This window comes from Candidatus Rhodobacter oscarellae, assembly GCF_001078595.1.
In the GTDB taxonomy this organism is placed as follows: Bacteria; Pseudomonadota; Alphaproteobacteria; order Rhodobacterales; family Rhodobacteraceae; genus Rhodobacter_B; species Rhodobacter_B oscarellae.
This window is the reverse complement of record NZ_LFTY01000002.1, coordinates 29,818-43,784: the sequence shown is the minus strand read 5'-3', so window position 1 is coordinate 43,784 and position 13,967 is coordinate 29,818. Positions and strand designations below refer to the sequence as shown.

At 67.2% G+C, this 13,967-nt stretch carries 9 protein-coding genes and 1 pseudogene; 7 read left to right on the top strand and 3 right to left on the bottom strand.

Annotation, left to right across the window (positions count from 1 at the left end; genetic code table 11):
• The first annotated feature begins 75 nt into the window (after positions 1-75).
• The 3 genes from clpA to argE all read left to right on the top strand — a co-directional run bounded on the left by clpA (position 76) and on the right by argE (position 4,597).
• On the top strand, positions 76-2,397 hold the full coding sequence (gene clpA, locus AIOL_RS05245; protein WP_049642018.1) for an ATP-dependent Clp protease ATP-binding subunit ClpA: 2,322 nt from the start codon (positions 76-78) through the stop codon (positions 2,395-2,397).
• Positions 2,397-3,356 carry a M23 family metallopeptidase gene (locus AIOL_RS05240; RefSeq protein WP_049642017.1) on the top strand — a complete coding sequence of 320 codons (960 nt, stop codon included), beginning with the start codon at positions 2,397-2,399 and terminating at the stop codon, positions 3,354-3,356. The genes clpA and AIOL_RS05240 overlap by 1 nt, the downstream gene beginning before the upstream one ends.
• A gap of 89 nt (positions 3,357-3,445) precedes the next feature.
• Positions 3,446-4,597: an acetylornithine deacetylase gene (gene argE / locus AIOL_RS05235; protein WP_049642016.1), complete on the top strand. Its 1,152-nt coding sequence runs from the start codon at positions 3,446-3,448 to the stop codon at positions 4,595-4,597.
• Here argE and AIOL_RS05230 read toward each other — a convergent pair.
• Entirely contained in the window at positions 4,594-5,604 is a 1,011-nt protein-coding gene (locus tag AIOL_RS05230; protein ID WP_082152441.1) for a DUF2125 domain-containing protein, read from the bottom strand. The genes argE and AIOL_RS05230 overlap by 4 nt on opposite strands.
• Before the next feature lie 124 nt (positions 5,605-5,728).
• Between AIOL_RS05230 and AIOL_RS05225 the strand changes: the two genes are divergently transcribed.
• The 3 genes from AIOL_RS05225 to AIOL_RS05215 all read left to right on the top strand — a co-directional run bounded on the left by AIOL_RS05225 (position 5,729) and on the right by AIOL_RS05215 (position 11,007).
• Positions 5,729-6,259, top strand: coding sequence for a gamma-glutamylcyclotransferase (locus AIOL_RS05225; RefSeq protein WP_049642014.1), 531 nt, complete (start codon positions 5,729-5,731; stop codon positions 6,257-6,259).
• A gap of 74 nt (positions 6,260-6,333) precedes the next feature.
• Positions 6,334-7,566 carry a hypothetical protein gene (locus AIOL_RS05220; RefSeq protein WP_049642013.1) on the top strand — a complete coding sequence of 411 codons (1,233 nt, stop codon included), beginning with the start codon at positions 6,334-6,336 and terminating at the stop codon, positions 7,564-7,566.
• Positions 7,567-7,569: 3 nt separating this feature from the next.
• Complete coding sequence (locus tag AIOL_RS05215) at positions 7,570-11,007, top strand: peptidoglycan -binding protein (RefSeq protein WP_049642012.1); 3,438 nt, start codon at positions 7,570-7,572, stop codon at positions 11,005-11,007.
• Positions 11,008-11,327: 320 nt separating this feature from the next.
• On the opposite strand, the gene AIOL_RS05210 is transcribed toward AIOL_RS05215, so the two are convergent.
• On the bottom strand, positions 11,328-12,152 hold the full coding sequence (locus tag AIOL_RS05210; protein WP_049642011.1) for a trypsin-like serine peptidase: 825 nt from the start codon (positions 12,150-12,152) through the stop codon (positions 11,328-11,330).
• A gap of 159 nt (positions 12,153-12,311) precedes the next feature.
• Complete coding sequence (locus AIOL_RS25435; protein WP_160314411.1) at positions 12,312-12,473, bottom strand: hypothetical protein; 162 nt, start codon at positions 12,471-12,473, stop codon at positions 12,312-12,314.
• A 609-nt stretch (positions 12,474-13,082) separates the two neighbouring features.
• Between AIOL_RS25435 and AIOL_RS26405 the strand changes: the two are divergent.
• A pseudogene (locus AIOL_RS26405) lies at positions 13,083-13,805 on the top strand (tetratricopeptide repeat protein); the annotation flags it as partial.
• Between the last annotated feature and the right edge of the window lie 162 nt (positions 13,806-13,967).

The following is a 13,967-nucleotide window of genomic DNA, read 5'->3' as shown; positions in this document are numbered from 1 at the left end:
AACCAAACTTTAAAGATAAGAGGTCACGGTCGCCGTGGGGCCTCGGCTCCCGGCGCAGGTTAAGGAGCACTTCAAGTGCCATCGTTTTCGAACACACTCGAGCAAGCCATTCACGCCGCACTCGGTCTCGCCAATGACAGGCGGCACGAGTTGGCGACACTGGAACATCTTCTTCTGGCGCTCATTGACGAGCCGGACGCAGCCAAGGTCATGCAGGCCTGCAGCGTCGATCTGAACCTGTTGCGCCGCACGCTAGAGGAGTTCATCGAAGATGACCTCTCTACGCTGATCACCGATGTGGACGGGTCAGAGGCGGTGCCAACCGCCGCCTTCCAGCGCGTGATCCAGCGCGCCGCGATCCATGTGCAGTCCTCCGGGCGCACCGAGGTGACCGGCGCCAACGTGCTGGTCGCGATCTTTGCCGAGCGCGAATCAAACGCCGCCTTCTTCCTGCAAGAGCAGGACATGACCCGCTATGACGCGGTGAACTTCATCGCCCATGGCGTGGCCAAGGACCCCTCTTACGGAGAGACGCGCCCCGTGACCGGCGCGACCGACATCGAGGAAGAGGTGCAGACCCCCGAGGAAGAGGGCAAGAATGAAAGCGCCCTGGCCAAGTATTGCGTGGACCTGAACGCCAAGTCCAAGCGCGGTGACGTAGACCCGCTGATCGGGCGCGCCCACGAGGTCGAGCGCTGCGTGCAGGTGCTGTGCCGCCGGCGCAAGAACAACCCGCTTCTGGTGGGCGACCCCGGTGTGGGCAAGACCGCGATTGCCGAGGGGCTGGCCCGCAAGATCGTCGCCGGTGAGACGCCCGAGGTGCTGCAAGGCGCCACGATCTACTCGCTGGATATGGGCGCGCTGCTGGCGGGCACGCGCTACCGCGGCGACTTTGAAGAGCGGCTCAAGGCCGTGATGACCGAGCTTGAGGATCACGAGGACGCGATCCTCTTTATTGACGAGATCCACACGGTGATCGGCGCGGGCGCCACCTCTGGCGGCGCCATGGATGCCTCCAACCTGCTGAAGCCCGCCCTGCAGGGCGGCAAGCTGCGCTGCATGGGCTCGACCACCTATAAGGAGTTCCGCCAGCATTTCGAGAAGGACCGCGCGCTGTCGCGCCGCTTCCAGAAGATCGACGTGAACGAGCCCACGGTGGATGACAGCGTGAAGATCCTCAAAGGGCTCAAGCCCTATTTCGAGGAGCATCACGACATCAAATACACCTCGGATGCGATCAAGACCGCGGTGGAGCTGTCGGCGCGCTACATCCACGACCGCAAGCTGCCCGACAAGGCCATCGACGTGATCGACGAGGCCGGCGCGGCGCAACATCTGGTCACCAGCGCCAAGCGGCGCAAGACCATCGGCGCGAAAGAGATCGAGGCCGTGGTGGCCAAGATCGCGCGCATCCCACCCAAGAACGTGTCCAAGGACGATGCCGAGGTGCTCAAGGACCTGGAGGTCACGCTCAAGCGCGTGGTCTTCGGCCAGGATCCCGCGATCACGGCGCTGTCCTCGGCGATCAAGCTGGCGCGGGCCGGGCTGCGCGAGCCCGAGAAGCCCATTGGCAACTACCTCTTTGCGGGCCCCACCGGCGTCGGCAAGACCGAGGTCGCGCGGCAGCTTGCGGATACGCTGGGTGTCGAGCTGCTGCGCTTTGACATGTCCGAGTATATGGAGAAGCACGCGGTCAGCCGCCTGATCGGCGCGCCTCCGGGCTATGTGGGCTTTGACCAGGGTGGCATGCTGACCGACGGCGTCGACCAGCACCCGCATTGCGTGCTGCTGCTTGACGAGATCGAGAAGGCGCACCCGGATGTCTACAACATCCTGCTGCAGGTGATGGACCACGGCAAGCTGACCGACCATAACGGCCGGCAGGTGGATTTCCGCAACGTGATCCTGATCATGACCACCAATGCGGGCGCGCAGGAGCAGGCCAAGGAGGCCATGGGCTTTGGCCGCGACCGCCGCGAGGGCGAGGATATGGCGGCCATCGAAAAGATGTTCACGCCAGAGTTCCGCAACCGCCTGGACGCGGTGATCAGCTTTGGCGCGCTGCCCAAGGAGGTCATCCTGCAGGTGGTCGAGAAGTTCGTCGTGCAGCTTGAGGCGCAGCTGATGGACCGCAACGTCACCATCGAGCTGACCCGCCCGGCGGCGGAATGGATCGCCGACAAGGGCTATGATGACAAGATGGGCGCCCGCCCCCTGGGCCGTGTGATCCAGGAGCATATCAAAAAGCCGCTGGCCGAGGAGCTGCTCTTTGGCAAGCTCGCCAAGGGCGGCAACATCAAGGTCGGCGTCAAGGACGGCAAGCTGGACCTGCGCATCGAAGAGGCGCAGGCCCCGCGCCTGGCGACCAAGAAGCCACCGCTGCTGACGGCGGATTGATGCGTCGGATCGCGGCGGCGCTTTGTGTCGCCGCGTCCCCTGCCCTGGCCTTTGACCTGGCCTTTCCGGTGGACTGCACCCTGGGCGAGAGCTGCTATATCCAGAACTATGTGGACCGCGACCCTGGCCCTGGCTGGTCGGATTTCGGCTGCGGGCATCTCAGCTATGACGGGCATAAGGGTACCGACGTGGCGCTCAGAAGCCTCGCCGCGATGGCGGCGGGGGTGGATGTGCTGGCCGTGGCCCCGGGCACGGTGCGCGCCACGCGCGACGGGATGATGGACATCAGCGCGAATGCCGCGAACGCACCGGACGTCTCGGAACGCGCCTGCGGCAACGCGGTGGTGGTGGCCCATGAGGGCGGCTGGCAGAGCCAGTATTGCCACCTCAGGCGCGGCAGCGTCGCGGTGCGCTCGGGCGACGCGGTCGAGCCCGGAACGGTGCTGGGCCAGGTCGGCCTCAGCGGGCGCACCGAGTTCCCGCATCTGCACCTCACAATGCGCCGGGATGGCGAAACAATCGATCCGTTCCAGCCCAATGGCGAGACCGCCTGCGGCGACAGCGCGCACGCGCTTTGGGCCGACGGCACGGACTATGAAACGGCCGGGTTCATCAGCGCAGGCTTTTTTGACGCCGTCCCGGCCTATGGGGCGGTGCAAGCGGGCAGCGCCGAGATGCGCGAACTGCCCGCCGATGCCCAGGCGCTGGTGGCCTGGGGCTTCTATTTCGGCCCGCGCGAGGGCGATGTGCTGGCCGTCGCGATCACCGGCCCGGGCGGCATGTTCCTGGAACAAGAGCTCACCATCGACCGCACCCAGGCCCGCGCGTTCCGCGCGGTGGGCCGCAAGCTCAACGCCTCCACCCGGCAGCCGGGCACGTATAACGCCACGCTGCGGCTGCTGCGCGACGGCCAGCTGCTCGACACAATCAGCGCCCGTACCCAGGTGATGGCGCGATGATCTTTGGCGTCGCGCTGCAATAACCGCTAGGGTGCCCCTGCGCGCGCGCCAGGTTTGCGCGCTCGGACTGAAACTAAGGGAGCCGCCCCATGCTGCAGGAAACGGTCAAGACCCTGCGCGACCTGATCGCCTATCCGACGGTCTCCGCGGATAGCAATCTGGACATGATCGCCTATCTGGCCGCGCGCCTTGAGGCCGCCGGGGCGCGGGTCGACATCCTGCGCAACGCGGCGGGGACCAAGGCGAATATCTGGGCCACGCTCGGCCCGGACACGGATGGCGGCATCGTGCTGTCGGGGCACACCGATGTGGTCCCGGTCGAGGACCAGCCCTGGAGCAGCGACCCCTTCCAGATGACCGAGCGCGACGGGCGGCTCTATGGCCGCGGCAGCTGCGACATGAAGGGGTTCATCGCCGCCTGCCTGGCCGCCGCGCCGGCGCTGGCCAAGGGCGCGCAGCGGCGCCCGATCCATTTCGCCTTCACCTATGACGAAGAGACCGGGTGCTTCGGCGCCCGCCACCTGGTCGCCGAGCTAAAGCAGCGCGGGCTCAAGCCCGCCATCGCCATCATCGGCGAGCCCACCGAGATGCGGGTGATCGAGGGCCATAAGGGCTGCTATGAATACACCACCGAGTTCACCGGTTGCGCGGGCCATGGCTCGGCCCCGGATCTGGGCGTGAACGCGGTGGAATACGCCGCGCGCTTTGTCGGGCGCCTGCTGGGCCTGGCCGAGCAGCTCAAGGCGCGCACGCCCCAGGGCAGCCGGTTCGAGCCGCCCTGGACCACGATCAATGTCGGCCAGATGAACGGCGGCGTGGCCCATAACGTGATCGCGCCCACCGCCAAGCTCTGGTGGGAGATGCGCCCCGTGCTGCGCGCGGACGCCGATTTCGTGAAGTCCGATCTGAAGGGCTATGTCGAGAACATCCTGCTGCCGGCGATGCGCGCTGTGGACCCCGAAACGGATATCACCACCCGGATCGAGGGCGAGGTGGCCGGGCTGGAGCCCGTGGACCAGAACGCCGCGCGGGATCTGGTGGCGCGCCTGACCGGCGCGAACGGCGCCGATGTGGTGGCCTTTGGGACCGAGGCGGGCCTGTTTCAGGCGCTAGATATCGACACGGTGGTCTGCGGTCCCGGCTCGATCGCGCAGGCGCATCAGGCGGATGAGTATGTCGAGATCAGCCAGCTAGAGGCCTGCCTGGACATGCTGTCGCGCCTTGCCGGGGCGCCGGGTTAGCGCAGCAGCAGGCGCGGCGCCTGGCCCAGCCGGATGGGGCCTAGCCAAACCGCGCCCTCGGCGAAGGTCAGCGGCGCATCAAGCGTGTCCCGCCCGCCCGAGAGCCCGGTCAGCAGCGAAAGCCCGCTCTCCAGAGGGCCCACGAGTTGCTCCGGCACCCAGCCCGCGGCCTCGGCCAGGGCCAGCATCTCGCGCCAGTTCTTGGCCTTCACGGTCATGCTGCCGGTCATCCGACCGGCGCTGTCCACGGTGACCTCGCCTGCCAGCCAAAGCTCCAGCGCGCCCCAAAGCATCTCGGCCTTATGCAGGTCGATGGCGGTGATGGCGGGGCGGCGGGCCTCGATGGCCCGCAGGTCCCAGGGCGCGTCGAAACGGACGCTGGCGTCCAGGCTCAGCCGCTCCAGGTCGCCGGGGACGATGCCGCGCGCGGCCAGATCTGCCAGCAGCGCGCCCGCCGGGCGCAGCGCCTTGGCGTCCAGGCCGATATCCACCGCACCCGGCGCGCGCTCCGAGGGGCGGGTGGCCAGGCGCAGCTCTGCGATCTCGGTGGACCAGCCCGCGTCAGAGGCCAGCGCCAGCCCGGTCACGGCGACGGCGCTGCGCTCCAGGGTCCAGTTGCTTGCGTCCGCGAAGACCAGGCTGGCGCGGGTATCCGCGCCGGTCACGGTGATCTTTTGCCGCGGCGTCGAGATGACCGACTGGGGCGGCAGTACGGCGATCACATGCTTGCGCTGATAGCTGAGCCGGAAGAGCTGCAGGAACTCGCCCGTCCAGGCCAGGCCGGTGGCGGGGTCGGCCAGCTCCAGCGCGCTGATCGTGGTGTCAAAGCGGTTGGGGAAGCCGCGGGTGCGCACGGCGTCATACTCGGCCACCCAGCCCGCCTCGTGGCGGGCGTCCAGCCAGGCGGTGACCGAGCGGTCCATGCCGCGCGCGCCCAGGACCCAATAGCCGCCCCAGGCGGCCAGCAAGGCCGCCAGAACCGATGTCAAAACCCGCAATTGCCGCATTTTCTTGCACCCAATCCGTCCGGATCGCCGCGGCTTGCCCGCGGGACCCGCGCTTTCGCGTTGCGCTTCTGACACGGCTCTCTATAGGGCAGCGCAGGGAACAACCAGGGGATTGCCGCGCGCCATGTGGGTCTTTGGCTATGCATCATTGATTTGGAATCCGGGGTTCGAGGTGGCCGAGCAGGCGCTGGCGCGCCTGGATGGCTACGCGCGCAGCTTCTGCATGCGCTCGATCCACCATCGCGGCACCGAGGCCGAGCCCGGCCTGGTGCTGGCGCTAGACGCCGCCGAGGGCACGCATTGCGACGGGGTGGCGTTCCGCGTGCAGCCAGGCACAGAGGACGCGACCCTGGCCTACCTGCGCGAGCGCGAGCTGATCTCGTCGGCCTATCTAGAGCGCGTGCTGCCGGTCACGCTGGCCGATGGCCGCCGCGAGCAGGCCTATACCTACGTCATCGACCCCGAGCACGTGCAATACTGCCACGAGACGCTGGACGCCCAGGCCGAGATCATCGCGCTCGCCATAGGCGGGCGCGGCCCCAACACCGAATATCTTTACAACACCGCCGACCATCTGGCCGTGCTGGGGATCGCCGATCCCGACCTCACCTGGCTGGCAGAAAAGGTACGGGCTTTGACGAAAGTGCAGTGCTGATACGGGGGGTGTTGGCAGCGGCCCAATTCATCCGTATCTTATCCACAACTTAGAAAAGGGTCAGGATCGTCCACATGGACCAGCCGGATCGCGAGGCCGAGCAACATTTTACCCAGCCCTGGCGGCAGATCGTGCTGATGAGCGCGGTGCTGGCGCTTGTCGGGGCGCTGTCGGTGTTCCTGTTTCCCAGCGTGGCGCCGACCTTTTTGGCGAACCCCTGGCTGAACGGTTTCATCCTGGCGGTCTTCGTGGTGGGCGTCTTCGCCTGCTACTGGCAGACCTGGCAGCTGCGGCGCTCGACGATCTGGATCGAGAGCTTCATGATCAACAGCGCCGGGATGGAGGACATCGCGGCGCCGCGCCTTCTGGGGCCGATGGCGACGCTGCTAAAGAGCCGCGGCGCGACGATGCAGATCAACTCGACCTCGGCGCGCTCGATCCTGGATTCGGTGGCCACGCGGATCGATGAGCTGCGCGACATCACGCGCTACATCGTCAACCTGCTGATCTTCCTGGGCCTTCTGGGCACGTTCTACGGCCTCGCCACGGCGGTGCCGGCGATCGTGGACACGATCGGCAACCTGGAGCCGAAGGATGGCGAGACCGGCGCGGATGTGTTCCGCCGCCTGCAATCGGGGCTAGAGGCGCAGATGGCGGGCATGGGCGTGGCCTTTGCGTCCTCGCTTCTGGGGCTTGCGGGCTCGCTGGTCGTGGGCCTGCTAGAGCTCTTTGCCGGGCATGGGCAGAACCGGTTCTACCGCGAGCTCGAGGAATGGCTGTCAACGATCACCAAGCTGGGCTTCTCGACCGGCGACAGCGATGGCGGCGGCGACGGGGATCACGGGCAATACGCGCCGTTCTTTGCGCATATGTCGCAGCAGTTCGAAGAGATCCAAGGCATCCTGACGCAGGCCGATGTCAGCCGCTCGCTGCTGGACGAACGGCTGGGCGCGGTGGCCAACGGGATCGAAGCGATGACGGCCAAGCTGGGCGATGGCGACGAGAACGCCGCCGCGCTGGCCCGGATCGCCGACGGCCAGGCCCGGATCGCGGACGGCCAGGCCCGCATGGTGCAGCTTCTCGAGGTGCAGGCGCAGGCCGCCCAGGACGGCGGTGGCGCGGGGATCGACGCCGAAAGCCGCATGCGCCTGCGCTCCATCGACGTGCAGCTTCTGCGCATCCTTGAAGAGATGGCCGCCGGTCGGCAGGAAAGCACCGCCGAGCTGCGCGGCGACATCGCGGCCTTGACCAAGGCCCTGCGCCAGACCACACGGGACCCCGCGACGACCAACAACCGAAGGGGCTAAGCGATGGCCCTAACCCGCCGCTCCGTCAACCGCATGACCGGCAATGTTTGGCCGGGCTTCGTGGACGCGATGACCGGGCTCTTGCTGGTGCTGATGTTCGTGCTGACCATATTCATGGTGGTGCAATACGTGCTGCGCGAGACCATCACCGGCCAGGAAAGCGAGCTCAACGAGCTGAACCAAGAGCTGAACACGCTCGCCCAGGCGCTTGGGCTGGAGCAGCAGCGCAATTTTAATCTCGAGGAAAACGTGGCCGATCTCAGCGCCACGCTGGAGGCCTCGCAGGCCTCCGAGGCGGCCCAGGCCGCGCTGATCGCCTCGCTGCAGGGCGAGGTCGCCGAGCAGCAGGCGACCCTGGCCGCCCGCGGCGCCGAGATCGCCAGTTTTGAGGAACAGGTGGCATCGCTGCTGGCGCAGCGCGATGCTGCCCAGGCCGAGGGCGTCGCCCTCACGGCGGATCTCGAAGCCCTGCGCGGCGAGAACGCCACGCTGATCACCCAGCAGGAGGCACTACAACTGGCGCTGGCCCAGGCCCGCGACGAGGTCGACGCGCAGGTCGAGGCCGCCCGGCTCGCGGCGGCCCGGCGCGAGGCGCTTGAGGTGCTGATCGCGGATCTGCAACAGCGCGTGAGCGACCGGGAGGCCTCGCTGGCCGACGCCTTGGCGCGGCTGGACGGCTCCGCGACCGAGAACACCGCCCTGAATGAACGACTGGCCCGGCTCCAGGCGGCGCTGGACGACGAGACCTCCGCCCGCCAGGTCGCCCTGGCCGAGGGCGAGGAGCTGCGCGCGCAGATCCTGGCCCTGCAGGCCAGCCTAGCCGACGAAAGCACCGCCAGGACGGACGCCTTGGCCCTGATCACCGAGCTGCGCGACAGCCTCGCCGCCCGCGACGCTGAACTGAGCACCGTCACCTCCGCCAACACCGCCGCAGAAACCGAGCGCGAGAGCATGGTCCGGCAGCTGGCCGCCCTGCAGGCCTCGCTGGACGACAGCACCGCGGCGGAAAACGCCCTGCGGCTGCTGCTGGCGCAGCGCGAAGAGCAGCTGGCCTCGGTCAATCAGGCCCAGGTGCAGGAGCAGGCCTCCAACACCGCGCTGCAGCTTGCCATGAAGCAGATCGAGGAGCGGCTGAGCACCGAGCTGGCCCAGGCCGTGGCCCTGCGCGCCCAGCTGACCAGCATCGAGGCCGAGCTGGCCCAAGAGCAGGACGCGGTGGCCAAGGCGGGGTCGGATATCGCCGCGCTCTCGGCAGAGCTGGACCGCACCCGCGCCGCCCTGACCGCCGAGGAGGCCCTGGTGATCGCCCTGCAGACGCGCCTGGACGAGGGCGACGCCTCGCTGGCGCAGGAGCTGGCCAGCAGCGAGGGCCTGCGCGCGGAACTGCAGGCAGCGGTGAACGCCCTGGGCGAGGAGCAGGCCATGGTGCTGGCCCTGCGCGCCAAGCTGGACGAGACCACCAACGCGCTGAACGACGAGGCGACGCGCAACGCCGGGCTTGAGGCCGAGCTGGCCAGCCGAACAGAGGCCCTGACGCAGGAGCAATCGCTGATCCAGGCGCTGCGCGGCGAGGTCGGCGATACCAGCGCCGACCTGAACCTGGCCGCGGAAGAGCTGCGCGCCGAGCAGGCCTTGGTCGCCGCACTGCGCGATAACCTCGCCGACAGCGCCCGCGCCCTGGCAGATGAGCAATCCGCCCTACTCAAGGAGCAGGCCGCCGCGATCTTGCTGCGCGAGGAATTGGCGCGCATGTCGGCAGAGTTCGACGCCGCAGAGACGCAGCGCCTCGCCGTGGCGGCGGCCTTGGCAGCGCTAAAGGACGAACTCACGACCGCAACGACCGATCTGGACGCCGCCACTCAGACCCAGCTGGCAGAGCGCGCCGCGGCAGAGGCCCTGCGCCTGAAGCTGGCCGAGATGGAGGCACAGTTCGAGCAGGCCGAGGCCGAGCGCCTGGCGCAGCTGGCCGCGGCAGAGGATCTGCGCCAGCGGCTGGCCACGGCCGAGGCGCAGTTTACCGAGGCCGACGCCCAGCGCCTGGCCGAACAGGCCGCGTTGGAGGATCTGCGGCAACGGCTGGCCGACGCCGAGCAAGGCGTGACGGATGCCGAGGCCCGCCAGCTGGCAGAGGCCGCCGCCGCTTCGGAGCTGCGCGAACGCCTAGCCGCCGTAGGGGGCGAACTGGACGCAAAAGAGGCCGAATTGCTGGCCGAGCAGGCCGCCGCTCTGGAGCTGCGCGAAAAGCTGACCTCGGCGCAGACCCAACTGACGGAGGCGGAGCAGCAGCGCCTGGCCGATGCCGCCGCCGCCGAGCAACTGCGCGAACGCCTGGCCAATTCCAGCGCCGAACTGACCGCCATGCAACTGTCGCTGGAGGAAAAGCGCCGCGAGGCCGAGGAGACGCTGACCCTGCTGGCGGCGGCGAACCTGTCGAACGAGAACCTGACAGATCGCCTGGCGGCGGCGCTGCTTGAGAACAACCAGGTGCAGGCCCAGCTGACGGAAGCCCTGGCCGAGGCGGAGGCGCTTCAGGGCTCGGTCGGCGATGAGGCAGAGCTGCGCGAGCGGCTCAAAAACGCCCTGGCAGCCAAGCGCGCGGCGGAGCTTGAGAACATCCGCAACCTCTCCGATGCCGAGGAGCGCGCGGTCCTGCTGGCCCAGGCCAACCGGACCCTGTCGGCGGAGGAGGCCAAATCCGCCGAAAGCCTACGCCAGGTGGAGGCGCTGAACCAGAACGTGGACGCGCTGAAAGAACAGATCGCCACGCTGCAGACCCTGGTGGACCAGGCCATCGAGAAGGACCAGGTCAGCCGGGTCGAGATCCAGACGCTGAGCGGCAAGCTAAACGCCGCCCTGGCCCGCGCCACCGCCGAAGAAAAGCGCCGCGCGGATGTGGAGCAAGAGCGCGCCGATCTTCTGGAAGAGCGCGCCGAACTCCTGGAAGAGCGCGCGCGGCAACTCGAGGAGCAGGCCAAACAGCTTGAGGCCTACCGCTCTGTGTTCTTCCAGCAGATCAGCGAACTTCTCGCCGATCGCGAGGGCGTGCGCGTGGTGGGCGACCGCTTTGTGTTCTCCTCCGAGGTACTGTTTGAGATCGGCGCGGTAGAGCTGAGCCCCGAGGGCCGCACCCAGATCGCTGGCGTTGTGGGCATCCTAGAAGAGGTCGCCGCCGCCATTCCCGCCGAGATTGACTGGGTGCTGCGGGTGGACGGCCATACGGACAACCAGCCAATCATTGTTCCGGGCCGCTTCGCGGATAACTGGGAGCTCAGCCAGGGCCGCGCCCTGTCAGTGGTGCGCTTCATCTCCGACGAGCTTGGCTTCCCGCCGGACCGGCTGATCGCCGCGGGCTTTGGCGAGCACAACCCGGTGAACCCCGCCGACACCGCCCAGGCGCGCGCGCAGAACCGACGGATCGAGCTTAAGCTGACCGAGAAGTAAGCGGCGGGATCAGCCCTCAACGCGTGTTGGCGCGCCACAATTTTCTTGCAAGAAAATTGCGAAACTCTTGAAAGAGTTTCTTCGGCGCGCCCCTCACTGACCCTCTACAGCGCAACGCCAAAACTTAGCTCACAGCGTTTGGAAACCCGCCCGGACCATCAAGAGAGGCCGCCTCCCCCAGCCTATATCCGCTATCTCAAGGTAATGGCGGGACGCGGTACACGCGAGTTCTCGCCGGCTCGCGGACCAACTTTCCTTGCAAGGAAAGTGCAAATCTCTTGCAAGAGATTTGGCGCAGCCAAAAGACCGCAAACCTAACTCTATGGCCGCAGGAACTTCGCGCCAGTCCCGTCCTGCGTCAACGCCAAGCGCCGCACCGGCGGTTTCGGCTTGGCCGCAGCACCCGCGACATCCGCCCCACGCATCGCCATCAGCTCTGCCAGCGGCACCTCCAACGCGGTGCCCAGCGCCACGGGCTTGCCCTGCACCTTCGCCTTCGCCGAGACCAGCGACACGATCCGCGCACGCCCGTCCTCCACCACAAAGATCGGCGCCCCGGACGAGCCAAAATCCACGTCGCAGCTCAGCACCAGCGAGCCGTTCTGCCGCGCCAGCACGTGGCACACCTCCTGCAGCGACGGGCTGTCGGCGCGGTCATGGGCATAGCTCACCACCCCCACCTCGGCGCCATCCTGCGGGCGGCTTTGCACGGCGAACGGCGCGATGGCGCTGCTGCGGATCGGCGCGTCCAGCTCCAGCAGGGCCACGTCATAGGCCACCCGGTCCACGAATGTGGCATGGCTCACCGCGAAATCGGGATGCACCAGCGACCGTTTCACCCCGCGATAGGCCGAGGCCCGCCCGCCGCGCCAATCCGCCAGGAACTCCACCTCGCTATCGGCGATCCGCACGCCGCTCTCCATGTCATACATGCAATGCGCCGCCGTCAGCACTAGGTTCTCGGCGATCAGCGCGCCGGTGCAGAAACTCGTGTCGCCGATGTTGAGCCGCCCCACGCCCTGCCAGCCGCGGCTGTCATCGCCGGTCATCAGCGTCCTCAGCCCCGAGCCTTGCCCCGTGCCCTGCGCCTGCCCCTCGGTCCCCAGGAACAGCACCAAAATGATCAAGAACAGTCCGCGTCGCATCGCATGGCTCCCACTTGCTTGAGGGCCACGGCTAAGGGCGCGGTGGGGCCGAATTGGGGCCGGATTGGGCTCAATTCGAGAACAATAATGGCGCGATTTTGGAAACAATCCCGATCCGGACACGCCGTAGGGCGGGACTTGTCCCGCCCCCGCACCCGCTCAGCCCATCCAGGCCAGCACCGCATAAAGCAGCGCCGCGGGCACATAGATCTCGGGCTTGTCGGAGGCCCAGGCGGCGAACCCATGGCTCGTGCAAAGCCCCGCATAAACGTTGCGATGGCAACACAGCCCCCGCATCTTCTTCACAATCCACTTCCTCATAACGAACTCCTTGAGTGAGAGAGAGTGGGATCCCGCCGGGGTCCGCCCGGCATTAGCTAACAACCCCGATATGCCACCCTGGACGCGCGCAATCGTTCCGTTAAAGTTGCGGCCAGGGGGTTGTGGAACCCTGTGGGGAGTTGTGGGAAGTTGTTTGACCCAATCGCATTTGGGGCCGTGGTCCGCCGCCAGCGCGGCAGCAAGCGCCTGACGCAAGAGACTTTGGCGCTCGACGTCTTCGGCGACCCCGCGCGCAAGGGCGACATCAGCCGCATCGAGAACGGCAAGATCACCCCGCAAGAGGCGACGATCCAAAAGCTCTGCGCCGCGCTTGATATCTCAGAGGCAGAGCTGGCCCCGATCCGCCAGTCCCGCCCCGCCGCCGAGCAACTGAACCAGATCCCGACTCTCAGCCGAGAAGAGCTGCAAAACCTCGCCGCCCGGTTCGAGCTTGACGGCATCTATGACGCGCCCGACGCCGAGCTGCGGCGCTTGCTGACGCTGAAAGCGGACGAGTACCGCGCGCTGAAATCCGAGGTTGACGACATCGGCGAGACCTACGTACGCCTGTCAAACCTCAAAGCCGCCGCCCAGGACGCCATCGCCCGGATGGACCTGGAGGAGGTCGAAAACCTGCTCGCCTTGGTGCAAACCGCCGAGTTGGAAGAGGCCGCTAAAACCGCAGAACTGCGTGCAAGCAACGCGCTCCTGCGCGGCAATGTCGAACAAGCCTACCGACTGTTCTGCGCCGCTGCCAATAGCTTTGCCGCCGTAGACCCGCTGGAAACCGCGCGGCGACGGATATCGGGCGGTCACGCCGCGTTTCCGGCACTTTATTACCACGGGCTCCGATACGGCGGCGACGCGCTCAAATTTTCTGCGCAGCTTATAGAGGGCGCTTTGAGCACCGAGTTGAAAGAACAAGACGACCGGCTTTGGGCCACCGCCCAAAACAACCTCGGTCTCGCTCTGCAAGACCAAGCCATCTTCACCGAGGGGCCGCAGGGCGCCGATCTGCTCGCCCAAACCGTCTCCGCCTATCGCGACGCGCTCACCATCCGCACCCGCGCGGACCACCCGGTGAATTGGGCCATGACCCAGAACAACCTCGGCAACGCGCTGCAACAGCAAGGCATCCGCACCGTGGGGCCGCAGGGCGCCGATCTGCTCGCCCAGGCGGTCACCGCCTATCGCGACGCGCTGACAATCCACACCCGCGCGGACCACCCGGTGGATTGGGCCACCGCGCAGAACAACCTCGGCAACGCGCTGCAACAGCAAGGCAGACGCACCGAGGGGCCGCAAAGCGCCGATCTGCTCGCCAAAGCCGTCACCGCCTATCGCGACGCGCTCACAATCACCACCCGCGCCGACCACCCGGTGGATTGGGCCATGACCCAGAACAACCTCGGCCTCGCGCTGCAAAAGCAAGGCACCCGCAACAGTGATCGGTGCCATGGCACCCGCCAGACAGAACGGCGTGATGATGGCCAT